This window comes from Novosphingobium sp. (genome assembly GCF_019748365.1).
Taxonomy (GTDB): domain Bacteria; phylum Pseudomonadota; class Alphaproteobacteria; order Sphingomonadales; family Sphingomonadaceae; genus Novosphingobium.
On the sequence record NZ_JAIEPN010000039.1, the window covers coordinates 1 to 14,262 of the forward strand.

Annotated in this window: 13 protein-coding genes, 1 tRNA gene and 1 pseudogene; 7 read left to right on the top strand and 8 right to left on the bottom strand. The window is 62.4% G+C overall.

Features of this window, described 5'->3' with window-relative positions:
* Positions 1-717 precede the first annotated feature (717 nt).
* Positions 718-894 (bottom strand): annotated as a pseudogene (locus tag K5Q19_RS05730) (transposase); the annotation flags it as partial.
* Between the two features lie 408 nt (positions 895-1,302).
* Between K5Q19_RS05730 and K5Q19_RS05735 the strand changes: the two are divergent.
* From K5Q19_RS05735 to K5Q19_RS05755, 5 genes are all read left to right on the top strand, one after another.
* Positions 1,303-1,632 (top strand): hypothetical protein, encoded by a 330-nt coding sequence (locus tag K5Q19_RS05735; protein WP_039337648.1) that lies wholly within the window; start codon positions 1,303-1,305, stop codon positions 1,630-1,632.
* A 10-nt stretch (positions 1,633-1,642) separates the two neighbouring features.
* Positions 1,643-3,034, top strand: a complete 1,392-nt coding sequence (locus tag K5Q19_RS05740) for an SEL1-like repeat protein (RefSeq protein ID WP_292942092.1) — start codon at positions 1,643-1,645, stop codon at positions 3,032-3,034.
* 108 nt (positions 3,035-3,142) lie between these two features.
* Complete coding sequence (locus tag K5Q19_RS05745) at positions 3,143-4,099, top strand: hypothetical protein (RefSeq protein WP_292942093.1); 957 nt, start codon at positions 3,143-3,145, stop codon at positions 4,097-4,099.
* A gap of 63 nt (positions 4,100-4,162) precedes the next feature.
* The gene (locus tag K5Q19_RS05750) at positions 4,163-4,609 is read left to right on the top strand and encodes a hypothetical protein (RefSeq protein ID WP_292942094.1); all 447 of its coding nucleotides are present in this window, start codon (positions 4,163-4,165) and stop codon (positions 4,607-4,609) included.
* Entirely contained in the window at positions 4,606-4,818 is a 213-nt protein-coding gene (locus K5Q19_RS05755) for a hypothetical protein (protein ID WP_292942095.1), read from the top strand. The genes K5Q19_RS05750 and K5Q19_RS05755 overlap by 4 nt, the downstream gene beginning before the upstream one ends.
* Positions 4,819-4,894: 76 nt before the next feature.
* Here the strand turns inward: K5Q19_RS05755 and K5Q19_RS05760 are convergent, their stop codons facing one another.
* The 6 genes from K5Q19_RS05760 to K5Q19_RS05785 all read right to left on the bottom strand — a co-directional run bounded on the left by K5Q19_RS05760 (position 4,895) and on the right by K5Q19_RS05785 (position 12,435).
* Positions 4,895-5,086, bottom strand: coding sequence for an NAD(P)-binding protein (locus K5Q19_RS05760; RefSeq protein ID WP_292942096.1), 192 nt, complete (start codon positions 5,084-5,086; stop codon positions 4,895-4,897).
* A 105-nt stretch (positions 5,087-5,191) separates the two neighbouring features.
* Positions 5,192-5,785, bottom strand: a complete 594-nt coding sequence (locus K5Q19_RS05765; protein WP_292942097.1) for a 2OG-Fe(II) oxygenase — start codon at positions 5,783-5,785, stop codon at positions 5,192-5,194.
* A 302-nt stretch (positions 5,786-6,087) separates the two neighbouring features.
* The gene (locus K5Q19_RS05770) at positions 6,088-7,932 is read right to left on the bottom strand and encodes an autotransporter domain-containing protein (RefSeq protein ID WP_292942098.1); all 1,845 of its coding nucleotides are present in this window, start codon (positions 7,930-7,932) and stop codon (positions 6,088-6,090) included.
* Positions 7,929-9,482 (bottom strand): hypothetical protein, encoded by a 1,554-nt coding sequence (locus K5Q19_RS05775; protein ID WP_292942099.1) that lies wholly within the window; start codon positions 9,480-9,482, stop codon positions 7,929-7,931. The genes K5Q19_RS05770 and K5Q19_RS05775 overlap by 4 nt, the downstream gene beginning before the upstream one ends.
* Positions 9,483-9,667: 185 nt before the next feature.
* The gene (locus tag K5Q19_RS05780; protein ID WP_292942100.1) at positions 9,668-10,321 is read right to left on the bottom strand and encodes a response regulator transcription factor; all 654 of its coding nucleotides are present in this window, start codon (positions 10,319-10,321) and stop codon (positions 9,668-9,670) included.
* Positions 10,318-12,435 (bottom strand): ATP-binding protein, encoded by a 2,118-nt coding sequence (locus tag K5Q19_RS05785; RefSeq protein ID WP_292942101.1) that lies wholly within the window; start codon positions 12,433-12,435, stop codon positions 10,318-10,320. Before K5Q19_RS05785 ends, K5Q19_RS05780 begins: the two co-directional genes overlap by 4 nt.
* Positions 12,436-12,640: 205 nt before the next feature.
* Here K5Q19_RS05785 and K5Q19_RS05790 point away from each other — a divergent pair, with 205 nt between their 5' ends.
* Together K5Q19_RS05790 and K5Q19_RS05795 are read left to right on the top strand one after the other, a co-directional pair.
* Positions 12,641-13,138, top strand: a complete 498-nt coding sequence (locus K5Q19_RS05790; protein ID WP_292942102.1) for a hypothetical protein — start codon at positions 12,641-12,643, stop codon at positions 13,136-13,138.
* Between the two features lie 275 nt (positions 13,139-13,413).
* Positions 13,414-13,481 (top strand) — tRNA-Ser (locus K5Q19_RS05795).
* A 296-nt stretch (positions 13,482-13,777) separates the two neighbouring features.
* Here K5Q19_RS05795 and K5Q19_RS05800 read toward each other — a convergent pair.
* On the bottom strand, positions 13,778-14,262 hold a 485-nt coding region (locus tag K5Q19_RS05800), incomplete at its 5' end, for a S24 family peptidase (protein WP_292942103.1).

A 14,262-nucleotide genomic window follows, 5' to 3' on the forward strand; every position in this document is an offset into this window, starting at 1 on the left:
TTGGAAAGGAACGAAAAGGGCACAAAGCTCCGCTCTTAATCAGCGGGTCCTAGGTTCGAGCCCTAGTGCGTCCACCACAAACTCATTATATATCAGCAACTTAGGTAAGTCGAAGATCCTCGCGAGAACCGGCGCGGCTCCGCTAGGTAGCTCTCTAGGTAGCAGGGGAACCAGTTCATATCTGGCAGAAGAATCGTACGCATGGGCAAGCCCCCTTGCGAAACGTCCGGCGGAATGGACTGATTTGCGTTGCAGCTCGGAGTGAGGCCGGCCCGGTCGGGTCTTGTAGCTTTGCCCCGCCCTGTATCTGTGTAACCACGGTACTATGATGCGCGATACCGCCACTGCAGCGCCCGCTTGCCACCTGCCGATGCCATTTTGCGGCAGCCCAGTGATCCGCTGCCTCATTTCCCGGCGATACCGCGCATAGGTCGCTAGTCCTGCACCGAAGACGACTGCCGATGCGATCTTAAGCGGCATTGCGAGTCGCATGTTGCTTCTCCGTCAGGCCGAGGCGAACCTCCACGCGCGGGCTGCAGCCAATCATCCCCAATTCTCCGGAACCGGCAAGCTTCGTTTCTGGTACAAGCCTGAAATCCGGACGTACGGCCAAAGCAGGGTGTTCTCACGATGGCATCTCGCGCAAACGACCAGCTGTTGCTACGCGCACCCCTGACGTGTGGGGCGCTCTCCTCACTCGCCTAGAGCGGTTTCCATTCATTCCGGCTCATATCCGCAAGATTTGAAGTAATTGGCACATTCGGCAGGCTGGAAGATGTCGACGAGCCTGCCGATCAAGTCCCACAACCCGCTGACAGTTCGCTCACCTGCCTTGCGGAGCATGACCTTGAGCCGGGAGAAGGCCTTCTCGATCGGGTTGAAGTCCGGGCTGTATGCTGTCGCCCGTCGAGTTCGAACGGCAGGAGATTTTGAAAGCGGAAGGCGTCTAGAAAACTAGGGGCTACTCACCCGCCAGACGCATCTTCACTTCCGTCAGCCGCACGGAATCAAATCAAACAGCCGATGGCGACGGGTTTTTGTAGTGCCCAGATACCGCCTGAGACGTAGGATATTATCTCTGCCCCCCCGTTCGGGGGGTGTGCGGCGGTGAGCGGACAGCTCATTATGAAGGGGCGACCCGGCCTCCAAGGCGCTTCAGCAATGGAGCTTCTTGAAGGTAGCTCTGGCGGTGCGATTCCGTCGCACCGCCAGTTTTTTATTTATGAGTGGTTTATTTCGTTTCGGGAAGTCCTGTCTGATTATCTCTAAGGACCACCGCACATTCCTGATTGGGAGAACTTTATGCGCATCCTACTGACCGCCGCCACCCTCGCGATGGCGCTCACGGCAACCCCCGCCCATGCCCGGTCGGGCTACGGCGCCTGCGTAGCGATCCAGCCGAGTAAGAACCGCCTTTTGTGGACCAATCCGGTTGCCGCCGAAGAGTCGTCGATGGCGGCGCTTGCCGCGAAATTCGCCGCGACGCTGCGCGACAAGAGCTATGCATCCGACCCCGAATTGTCCGAATATTGCAAATTCTTTGTGCAGCAGAAGGACGCGATGGAGTTCATCATGAGCATTCGTCAGAACCACAACGGCCCGGTAGGCCCAGGGGTGCCCTTCAGTGGCTAGCAGTCGATTTTTGCATGCGCTGCTGACAGTCGGCCTACTCGCCGTGTCGCAGGCCACGCAAGCGCAGTGGAGCGCCGCCAACGACGAGGCCAACCGCCAGCGCATGATGGCATCGATGCGGGCGCAAGACGCCGCCAATGATCGCGCTGCAGCCGATCGGGCCTTCCAGGCCGGGCTGGAGCAGCAGCGTTCGCTGGGCAGCGGCTCGTCCCCCTCGTCTTCCTCGTCCGGATCGGGTGGCATGGGCACGCCGTTGGACGGGCTGGCGGCTGCGCTTGGCCGCGGCAGTCAGTCAAGCGGGGGACCGCAGTCCGTGGTCGATCGCCGCACGTACATCATCCATCAGCAGGAAACGTCCAAACAGGTGGTGGCTCGGCTGTTCGCCGAGGCAGAAGGCGGCAATCCCGAAAGTGCGTGGAACCTCGGCCGGCTGTATTACACCGGATATGCCGGCGTCCCACGGGACGATGCCCAGGCGCGCCGCTGGTTTGCCACCGCGGGCGAACGCGGCCATGCCGAGGCGCTGGCCAACTTAGGCTATCTTGCGCACGAGGGGATCGGAGGTCCGCAGGACCCGGCGCTGGCAATTGACGCCACGGCCCGGGCGGCGGCTGCAGGCAGCACTTACGGCGCAGGGCTGAACGGGATCTATCGGCTGAGCGGCCTGGCCGACGGGCAGCTCGATCCTGTTGCCGTGGCCAACCTGGAGCGAGCAGCCGATGCGGGCGAACTGTTTGCTCAGGCAGCTCTCGGTACCATTGTCTACGCACTGGGAGTGGGAACCGCGGAGAACTGGGAACGCGCGGCCCACTATGCCCGCCTCGCTGCTGACCAGGGTCACGGCCCATCTATGACTGAACTCGCGCGGATGATGTTCGTCGGCCGGGGCGTGGCGCAGGACCAGCGGGGGGCCGTGGCAATGTTTCGTCGCGCCGCCGAAGCGGGCGATCCGGCAGGCATGTCGTTCCTCGGGCAACTGTGCATGACTGGCCAAGGAGTGGCCAACGACGTGAAAGCGGGCATGGAATTATTCCGCCGCGCAGCCGATCTGGGCCACCCCGAGGCGCAGGGCGTCTATGGCCTCTCGCTGATGCTGGGGCAGGGAGTGGCAGAAAACGTCCCCGAAGGTCTGCGCTATATCCGCTTGGGAGCCGCGCAGAACGATCCGCAAGCCTTGACCGTGCTGGGTAAGATGACCTTCGTGGGCGAGGGCGGCATCACCAGCGATGAGCGGCGAGGGATCGAACTGCTACAGGCAGCCGCGGCGCTGGGCTACCAGGACGCCATCGAAACTTTGGCCATGGACGAGGTGCAGCAGGCCATGCGCCGTCTGGGCATCGCGCAGACGGTTGCGCCAGCGTCTGGCCCGAGAGTGGACATGGGCAGCAAGCCCAAGAGGTGACGAACTGATTAGTTAACAAAATAGCGGTGGGGTATTACCCATCGTTGTAACAGAGGGTTGTTTAAGGGGATGGCGAACTCAATGGTCGTAGGCCTAGCTGGAAGAGCGGTGTTAGCGGGCCTCTGGCTCGCCTTGGCCCCGGCCAGCGTTCTTGCGCAGGTACCCCCTCCCGGTTTCGTCTGGTATGTTCTGGACGAACTGAACCGGGCGTCCTTCGATATCGAGGACCCCACCAACCGTCCGGTCCCGTTGACGGAACCCCCTGCCGGCGTGCTCCTGCCAGTTGACGTCAGCAGGGACGGTGTCGCGGACTGGCTGATCCGGTGGCCAGAAGACCAACAGTTCTGCGGAACCGGAGGTTGTCGTCTCAGCCTGTACGTCAGCGACGACAATCGCTACCTGCGCGTGTTCGACCGTCAGGCTTGGGATCCGGACATCCGAACAATCGGTGACGAGGTCCGACTGGAGGCTTCGTTTCACCACCTGAACTGCTTGACCGCCCGGAATGTCTGTCGCCTCGCCTGGGCCTGGGATCCGGCCGCCCGCAGCCTTTCCGAGCGCCCGAGTTCCGATGGCGAAGCTGTCGTGAGCGGCTTTGGCGAAGGGGTCGTGGATCTCGGCGAGGTCGATGGAAGACCGAAATTGCCGGCTGATATTCCAGCGGCCGTCTTTGACAGGTATCTCGCGGGTCGTCGCGCCTGTGGCAACCCGGACGATCCCGATGCATTCACCGTCTCTTACCCGGCCGTCGCTTCGACACCGGATCTGAACGGCGACGGCCAGCGGGACTGGGTTATCGAGGCGCCCAGCGCCTGCGCGGAGCAGGCGGCTGCCGATTATGGCTACGAAGTCTGGATCTCCGACGAGACGGACGGTGCTTCCCGCGCCTTCGTCGCGGCGCCCGGTCGCTGGCCGGCATTTCAGGTAGGCCGCGCTCCTGCACGGCTGCTCGACGCTCGGCCCTGTCTTACTGGCGAGATCTGTGATACCGTCCCCCTCGAATGGAACCTCGCCGCCCGCGTATTCAGGCCGGCCTCACCGGCGAGCTTGTCGTCCCGCCCTTGACGCCTGGGAAACATGGCTATAGCCGCGCCTCTCCGCTCCTGGATCCGCCACGAGGAGTGATTTATGATCCCGACGGTAGTCATGGCGACGACCCTCCTGATTTCCCCCGGGCTTCCGTGGGCGCCGTTTGACGGGCGGGTATACGTTCTCAGCCAGGATGACCGCTGGGGAGCTTATCTCTCGGCGCCAGACCAGACCGCGCCGAACGTCCGAACGGCTTGGTCATGGTCTGTCTGGTTGACGCGGGACGGTTCCCTGCTGATCGACGCCTTTCTTAACGAGTATGATTGCGATACGTCGCAATTCCGGCGGGTTCGGCAGGAGCGCTTTCGGGAGGATGGCCTATACGACACGCGGGTTTCTGAAGGAGGGTTCCGGTCCCCACACTGGCTCGATATGGAGGGCCGGTTAATGGAAGAAGTCTGTCGAGATACCTACCTCACCCTGCCCCAGACGGAGAATATTCACGCTGCTGTGGCCGAATTGACCTCCGGACGTTCATCATCATGAAGTTTTTGCTCGGAATACTGTCCGTCATTATCGGACTGGAAGGTTTTTGGTCGGCGCTCAGGAACAGGTACCTGCGCGATAAGTCGGGATGGATATTCGTCCGAGCGGAAAGACAGCCCCTCTACTTCTGGGTGATGACGGGGGTGTTTGCCTTGATGGTCGTGACGGGCGGTTTTCTCCTGTACTTGGCCATATCGGAAATCTGGTGATTGTTTGGGAGGGTGCCGACAGTCAAGTCGAGCAAATCGTCGCAGGTTGGATAACATTCATGCGTAGGCCGCGGCATCAGCCAGGCCGAGAGCGCACTGTAACCCGCAGATAAAAACAGGCGCAGTGAAGTCCAACTGTGCCGCCACACACCTCTGGCCCGTCTTCGGCATCGAGGATCAGGAAATCGGCCTTGGCGCGGTGGAGGTAGTAGCCCAGCGAAAGCCCCATCTGGCCGCCGCCGATAATGACAATGTCCTGGGTCTCCATGCCCTTAGAGGCCGTTTCGACAGGGGTTGAGCGGCCGAGGTTCATGTGATTCCGGGAGTTTGAAGACATCTCGGAGGCAGGCCCGACGTGATCGGCTACTGCCAGTCAAGCATAAGGTCCCTCGCGTTGCCAATAGGTCATGACCACCTTTTCGCCTTGAACAACGGGCAGTCCAGCCTGAAGGCTGGCGGGATCTCGGCGGCCCGTTACGTCCACGTTGCGGAAAATCACCGCTGATCCAGGCTGAGGACACACGGCGAGCCCGCAAGACGGAAAAGCGGTGCCACCGCCCACTTCCGGGCTTTGCAGATAGACCAGCACCGTATTCACCCGCTGCCCGCCACGCGCGGTGTGAACTGCGCCGCCCGCGCCACCAGGAAATGAATCGAAGTGCGCCCAGTATTCCTGCCCCTCACTATAGTGCAGGATCTGCAGACCCTCGCCATTGGCAACGGGCCAGTTGGTGAGCGCCGCCAGCCGGTGTTCGAGCCGGTCGATTAGGGCGGTTTCAGCGCGCTTCAACATAACACCTGAGCTGGTCCGTTCCGGATGGGGTAAATTCTCGCCGCTGACCTCATCCACAACCGTGGAGGGACGCAGACCCCGATCGTGGGCAAAAGCGAGCAACTCGGCACATTCGACCGATGACAACACGTTTTCGCAAAGAGCAACGGCAGGGCTGGCCAGGCGCAGGGTCACTTTGATCTCGCGTCCCTAGCACCAGATCATCCCCGTGTCCGGGACAACTGGCAGAGCCACGACCGGCGCCGTCAGGCTGGGAAATACCTGCGCGATGCCAGAAGCAAGGGCTGCGCGTGCATCCGCCTCATTCCATCCGGCGGCAATCATCCGGACTTGCATGTCCGCCGGATCGCAGCCAGCGGAGAGGTTGCTGGTGATCCATTCCTGCCAGCTTGGCTCAGATCCTTGCATCTCCTCCCTTTCGATCGGACTGGTTCCTGCGCGCTAGGCGTATAGCCCCGCGCGCAGGAACAGCCGGTTCAAAACCCGAAATGGAGCGAGGCGCTCACCGAGAACGGATTGCCTCCGGCCTTGCCCACGGTCTTGTGAGCCGAGAGAGAGAGCACGCCATTGCGTCCGATCCGCTGGTCGATGTCCGCGCCCAGGCGGGCATGGTCGCGGTCCACCGCATAAATGCCGCCCGTGCCACCCATGCCCGTGCCGATGATCTGGAATGCCGGACCGCCGTCGAACCGGTCGAAGCGGTGGATATATTCCCCGCGCAGACGCAGTGTCCTTGGCTCGGCCAGGGTGAAGCGACCGGTCAGGCCAAGGCGCCCTTCCGAAGCCTCGTCAACCGAGCGGCCGACAGTGACCGGGAAGCCGCCGCCAGTTTCAGTATAGCCATCAACCGTCACCTGGCTCCAGGAATAGCTGATCGTCGGGGTCAGTCCGAAGCTGTCGCTTCCCATCATGTCGAACCAGTCAAGCCGAGCGCGCAGGGCAATCCCGCGGGCATCGGTAGAGCCGGTGCTGGTGTCGGTGTTTGCACCATTGAGGTAGTTCCGACGCAGGTTGACGTTCCAGTCACCATAGATCGCCGTCGCGCTCAGCACGGCACCGCTCTGGCCGAGCCGCAGGTCGGCCTCGGCCACGCCGTGCCAGCCTTCCAATTTCTGCTTGCCGCCGAGCGTCAGGTCGGAATCCGACCGGTCATAGCCGATCCCCGCCCCCAGCCGCAGCGGGCCGGCATCAACGCAGGCGCCAGCTTCGGCCAACACGGAGTCGGTGTCGTTGCGGCCATCGCGGCGATAGTCCAGCACGGTCCACGCGCAGCCGCGGCCCGACTGTATATAGTCGGTCAGGATGCGGTGATGTGCCCCACACATCATCAGCCCGAGGCCACCTTGCAGCGCGCGGTTGGGCGCCGCCTGCATCACTGTTGCGCTGAAGTCGTCCAGGCCGATGACGCCCGTGCCCGGTGTCGGAGTGGGAGTGGGAGTGGGAGTGGGAGTGGGCGTCGGAGTGGGCGTCGGGGTCGGAGCGGGTGATCCGGCTGCGGCTCTCGCCAGATAGGCATGGCTGGTGCCGTTGATGTTCCCCTGCCCAATCACCATCGTTCCGTCAGCGCTCACATCGGCGGCACTGGTATAGGTATTCGCGCCATTGTTCGCGCCCGCAGCGGCGAGCCAATCGGCGATCGACTGGGTGCCAGCGGACGTCCAGCGGACTGCCGAGTCGGTGAAACCCGCAGACGAAGTGCCGACGGTGACCGTGCCATCGGCGCTGACAGCGTTGGCGACCGATCTCGTCTCTCCGGGCAGGGACGCAAGCGCGACCATCCCGCCTGCCTGAATCCATCGGAATGCGACGAAACCGGTAGGAGCGGTGGAGCTTCCGACGATGACCGATCCATCTGCGGAAATGTCGTTGCCCGAGGAACTGAACGATTCGCCGTAGCGGCCGATCGCACCCAGTGACACCATTTGGCCGGCTTGGGTCCACCGGAAGGCCGCAAACTGGCCGTCACAGCCGCCTCCCGAAGCCTCTCCGGTGACGACCGATCCATCCGACGAGACCGCCCGCGCCAGCGAATAGGTGAATCCGCTCGACGTGATCGCCCTGGCACGACCGCCGTCGATCCAGATCGCCGCGCGAGTGCTTGCGCTGGCGCTGGAATCCGGAGAGCTGAAGCCCACCGCCACGCGCCCATCCGCCGAAACGCCGAGTGCCTGGACGTTGACCGCGCCGTCGAAGCCCGGCAGCCTGACCGAGGTACCCGTGCCATCGACATTGCGGAACAGGAAGGCGCCAGTCCTCTGGGAGGTGGCAGCATAGGATCCGACTGCGACTGTCCCGTCATTGGAAAGCCCGCTTATCGTCATCTGATTGGTTGAAAAACCGTCGGGCAGAGGAACTTTGTAGCGACCGAGCCCGTTATGATGAACCCGTCCGAAGTCCCGATGGCGCGTCCATCTTCGGAAATGCTGTTGTAACGGATATTGCCGCTTCCCGGACCACCCGGAAGCAGATTGTCGCCAGTGACCGAGGGAACGACGATCGCAAAGGGAGCCGGGACGGGGGTGTTGACAGTCACCGGTCCTGGCGTCGGCGACGGGGTGGGCGTCGGCGCCGGCGTGGGCGCTGGGGTCGGGGTTGGCGTTGGCGTTGGAGTCGGAGCGGGTGTTGGTGTCGGCGTGGGCGTCGCTCCGGCCACACGGGCGATATAGCCTTGCCGGTGTCCGTTGATGATGCCGTAGCCCGCGACGACATTGCCATCGTCGCTGACGCCAAGCGCCTCCTGGTACTGGTTCGTGCCATTGGCCACGCCATTGGCGGAGAGCCATGCCGCAACCGTTTGCGCATTTCGGCTGGTCCAGCGCACGGCATGGGATTCGTTGACCACGAAGGTGTCGATGGTCTGTCCGGGAACGATTGCCTCGCCTACGATCACGCTGCCGTCGGCATTTACGCCAGTGGCAACGGATGCGAGCTGGTTTGTCAGCTTTGGCAGGGCGACCATGCCGCCCGCCTCGGTCCACTTGATGGCAATCAGGTTATCGTCTTTGTACAGATCGTTGCCCATGACGCCGCCCTGCTGCGACGAGCCGACGATCGTTCCGCCATCGGCTGAAATGTCGTTCGCGAGGCTGCTCGCGCCGGCGGCGGAATGGCTGGCAAGAGCGCCCAGTTCGACAAAGCCGGTGGCGCGGGTCCACCGCAGCGCCTGGACGTTTGGCCCGACGATGGTTCCATTTGCGCCCCACTGCTGGCCGCGCCCGCCGATAGCGGCGATGACCGAGCCATCCCGTGAGATGCCGGTAATTTCGGCGTTGAAGGTCACGCCATTCTGCACTGGACTGGTCGTGCCGACCTGAAGCAGCTGCTCTGGAGCGGCGGTGCCCGTCCACAGGATCGGGATGTTGAAGCCCGATATACTGGCCAGACCGCCGATCACATTGCCGTCACCGCTGACGGCGACTGCCTTGTAATTTCCAGCGCCGGTAGGTTGTGCCAGGATCGTGGGCGTGCCGTTCAGCCATTTTACGCCCACCATGCCGGCGAAATGCTTGCGTGCGGTCGGCTTCGCCTCGCCCACGATTACCGAGGCATTATCGGAAATGTCGTAACCGACGTAGTGGAGGTAGCCGGTTGGCGCTGCAAGTTTTGTTGCGCCGGTCGGGGTGAAGAGCCAGGCCTCGCTTACCGGCTTGTTGTTGACCAGCTTGTTGTGAAAGCCGATGACCGCCGACCCATCACCGGAGAGGTCCACGAATTCGACGGTATTGCTGTCGGAGTTCGACCCGTTTTCCCCCGAATCCGGACTTCCCGGTATCTGCTCCGAACCGGTGACTTGTCCGAACGCAGGTGCAGGCAATCCCACCAGCAGGGCAACAGAACCCAGCGTGCCCACAATGGCGGTCGTGGTCTTCAATACAGCGTTGGTCGCAAACGTGCCGGTCTCTCTGAAACTGTCCCCGTTAAACGCCCGCGCGCTCAGTACCGCGAGCCGATCCCCGACTAACTGGTCTTCGGGACATCATGCACCCCCTGTTCAGGGGGCTAACGCGGCGGAGACAATTCCTTGAAAATACATGACACCTGCGATCTGCGAGGCAGTCACTTCTCTTCTTTTCCGCCATAGGACAAACCAAGCTGCGCGGCATGCCACGACGCTTCGGCCCGGCTGGAAATCCCCAGTTTGCGGTAGATCGCCTTGATATAGCCCGAGACCGTATTCTCACTGAGCATGAGCTGCGCGGCGACTTCGGCATTGCGCATGCCGCGTCCGATCAGGGTGAGCACTTCCAGCTCGCGCGCTGTCAGGTTGCCGGTTTCGCCTGCTGCCGGCCCGGTCCGCCGGAAATGCTCCATGATCCGCCGGGCAATCGAGGGCGACAGCGCCGGCACCCCTTCCTTGATCTGCTGCAACTGGCGGATGATCCCTTCGCGCATCTGCTCCTTCAACAGGTAGCCCGAGGCGCCAGCCGAAAGCGCGCCGACGATCGAGCTGTCATCGGCCATCGCGGTGGTGACGACGCAGATCGTATCGGGAGAATTTACTCGTAACTGGCGCAGCACATCCAGCCCCGATCCGTCGGGCAGGCGCAGGTCGATCAAGGCAAGGTCAAACACGTGCCAGTCCATTGCGGCCAGCGCATCGCGCACGGTGGAGGCACCCGTCACCCCGCAACCCGGAAACGCCTCGGCCGCGATCTCGCCCAGCCACTGCAGCGTTTCCGATACATCTTCGAGGATCAGCACGGATTTCACGCCGCGACGCCTTCGCGCGGAAAGCGAACCTCGATCACCGTTCCGCGCATCCCCATGGCAGCGCCTCGCGAAACCGTTATCGTGCCGTGAAGCGCGGTCGCGCGTGAGCGCATGTTGCGCAGGCCGTTGCCCGCTGGCGCGGTTTCGGGATCGAAGCCGTTGCCGTCATCGGCAACCATCAGGACAAGGCCGCTCGCCACGTCACCCAGCCGTATGCCGACCGTGGTGGCCTCCGCATGACGCAGGGCATTGCCCACGGCCTCGCGCAGGATCGAGCGCATGGCGGCTACCGCTTGCGGCGGAAGTTCGGCCTGGGTGTCCACCTGCCAGACCAGCCCAATACCGACCGATGACAGCAGGTCGGCGATCTCCACCCTGAGATCAGCCATCAGTTCGGCCAGGGTCAGCCGCTCGCCAGCGCTGTTGTTGATGATCTCGCGCAAGTCGGCGAGCGTGTCGCGGATCAGCTCGTCCTTGCGGACCGGGTCGCGGCTGTGCAGCGCGCCGAGCAGTTGCACCCCGATATTGTCGTGCATGTCGCTGGTGATGCGCTGGCGCTCTTCGGCTGCGCCTTGTTCGTAGGCGAAGCGGCTGGCGATGGCTTGGGACAGCATCGCACACAACTCGCTCGCCCTGGCCTGTTCGCGCGAACCGAACAGGCGCCGGCCGTGCATGGCATGTTCCAGGCGCAGCGGTGGCAGCGGTCCGGTAGCGGGGATCGCCAGGGCTGCGCCGTCTTCAATCACCGTAGATGCTTCAACCGGTTGACCGGCTACGATCTTCAGCGGCTGGAACACCCGCTCTAGCAAGCCGCGCCAGCGGTCCATGCGCTCGACCTCGCCCTCTGCAAGCGCAATGGCGAGTATGTCCTGAAAACTTGCCTCGATCTCTCCGTCACGCCGGAACAGCTTGCGCGCGATGATGTCGCGCAGCGGCAGGTAAAGGAAGCCGACCATTACAAGCGCCAGCCCGAAAGCCGGCGCATGCTCAAGCGCGATCCACGAAATCAGCGCCGCGTCCACCGCGATCAGCAGTGCGGCGCCGGTCATATAGAACAGGATGCGGAAGGCCCAGCGATCGAGATCGAACAGCCGGTAACGCGCGACCCCGATGGCCATGCCGATGTGGATCAGGAGGAAGAAGGCAAAGGCATAACCCTGCGGCAAGCCCGGCGTCAGCCCGACCAGGCTGGGCGCAATGACCGTGAAGACGAATGCCCCTGCCCCGACCGCGACCGACAGGCCAAACCAGCGCACTACCGCCCGCGCCGCCGGATCACCGCGCGAGCGCCAATATTGTCCCGCCGCTGCCAAAAGGATGCCGAGCATCTCCAGCATCGTTGGCAAGTGCGAACCGGCAGGGGGGCCATCGAACACCTGCAGGCTGTCACCCAGCCACCATGCCCCGAACAACGCGAACGGCGCCCATAGCCAACGGGCCGGAACCAGAGGCCTTGGATAACGCAGCAGCAGGGCAATCATCGCCGCGCCGAACAGCAGCGCGCCGCCGTGGTTCATCACCGAAAGGACGCGGAAAAGGCCGCCATCGATGGCGAGTTCGCGGGTGCTGTAAAGCGCGGCAGGAAAGGTGAAAACAAGAATGCCAAGGCTCGCCAGGGCGAAAAGGCGGGCAGCCGTATCGCTGCGCCGCAGCGCCCAGACCCAGCCGCCGATGAGGAAACTTGCCAGTCCAACCAGCATCTGCACCCAGAAGGCGGCAGGAAGATCGCTGATGGGCCGCATTCGCGCCGGTGCAAGGGTCGTCTGCTGCGCGGGCCTGGCACCTGCCGTTTCGATCGAAACACTCGGGCCGCTCACCACCCCCTCAAGCATCGACTGTCGCGCAAAGAAGTGCCGCATTTCGGCATAGGTCGCCAGCGTGTCCGGCTCTTCGATCAGATCGCCAGCCTCGATCGCAACTCTTCTGCCGTCGCTCCCGCGGATGGCAGCGATCGGCCCGGAAACGATCGCAGAGCCATCAACGCCGGACGCAGGCGTCACATGGATGATACCGGAATCATCTGCGGTAAACGCGAGGGCCAGCCATGGCCGACTGATCGCCATTTGTATCAGGAAAGCCCCGGCCAGAAGTCCGGCCAGAACCAGCCCGATCATTACAGTCGCCGGCGACAATCGCGATCTCATGAAACTTACCCGGCCCCGTATTACTGCCTAGCAAACAAGACTTAGCGATGCCGTGGATTCGCGCCACCCCCTGAACAGGGCATTCTCACAAGTCACAATCCCCTGAACCGGGGGATGACTGCCGCATCCACGAATGCGATGTTTCCGGCAGTCCCTGCACAGGAGAACAAAATAAATGAAGCCCATCGCTGCAAGCCTTGCCGCAGCCCTGTTACTGGCACCAGCAACTGCGCGGGCTGATGAAGCCTCGGCCTGGAGCAAATACGAACGACGCGTCGATGGTATTCTGGACGCACTCCATGCCGCCTGGCGTACGGGAGAATCCTCCGAAGGTAGCCGCCAGCGGGTCAAGGGCCTGTGTCAGGGCGTGACCCGAGACAGCACTGGCGGCGAAGGTATAATGCTTCCGAGCTGGGCCCGCAGTCTGATTACAGCGTGCAGCTATGTTGATGAGCTTGCCGGGATGAATGCCGATACGATCTGGTCGGCCAACGACCTCAGGGCCAACTGCAATCAGATGAAGAAGGATGCCGGCGACATGCTGAAAGCCCGGCTGGTCACTGTGGCACCGCAAGCACATGAAAAAGCCTTGCATCTCGGCGCCGATCTCATGTTTTTCTACGAAGGCGGGTGCAAACGGCGGCGGGACGCCCGCTCCGTCTATCACCTTTGATGACGGCCAAGATACCGTAGCCTGAGATCATGTGGATGGTAGCCAGGCTTGTCGATCCGCTGGCTTTGCCTCCGCGGGATCTGCATTGGATACTCAGTGAGTTACTGCCGGTATCTTCTTTGGTCAGATCGTTGGTGACGCCATTATAAATCAGCAAGGTGTGGGCTTTACCTCGGGCCGGATGTTAGGCAGCAGGCATCAGGCATCACCATCAATTGCTCGGCGCTGTTCACCTTGAAAAATTTGCGGGTGCACCAAATTCGGCGGACACTAGCGAACGCATGTGGACGCAAAGCCGCTCTTAATCAGCGGGTCCTAGGTTCGAGCCCTAGTGCGTCCACCATTTTTCCTCTACTTTTCAATCAGATACTAAGGTCGCCGGATCGGGCGATTGAGAGCATTTTTGTGCTAGGTAGCTCTCTAGGTAGCAGCGCGCTAATTCGGCACTGCGGCTGCTCAGCCTCCGCACATCAGCGTTCACGGTGAAAGATTCATGGCCTGCGCTTTGTCCGACTGCGCTTGTGCGAGTCGTCGTTTCACCTCCCAGCCAGCGCGACTGCTACCCATCTTGCTCCGCACCAGCATCGCACGCTGGGATGGCCGCTTAGAGCCTCAGGCAGCGCGGTGTCATAATGACAGCTAGGTCACCCGAGCTCCGATCCAGATCACCCGGCCGACAATATCGACGCCCTTGCGCTGGATGCCCTGCCAGCTCGGATATGCAGGGTGGTCAGTAAGAACGGTCAGACGGTTCTTCGTTGGGTCGATCGCTATTCGCCTTACGAAGATTTCAGAAGACCCACGGATGGCGTAAAGGCCTTCACGCACGCTCTCCTGGAAGCGAACTCGGCTAATCATAACCTCGTCGCCATTGCAGAGGGTCGGCTCCATCGCCTCGCCAACGATTGGCAAGATTGCGACACTGGCGGGCTGATCACACAGCCGACCGAGCCAAGCCGCATCAACCAGCCGCCATTGTGAGCGTGAATCGTTACCTGTCCCGTTCAGCAAGGGGACTTTGACTATCGAACGCTGCCCGACCGTCGGCCTGAAGCGTCCCGGGTTTTCCGGAGGCGGTTTCATTTGAGTCATGCGACCATATCGAGGGTCTCTCTGGCTGCATA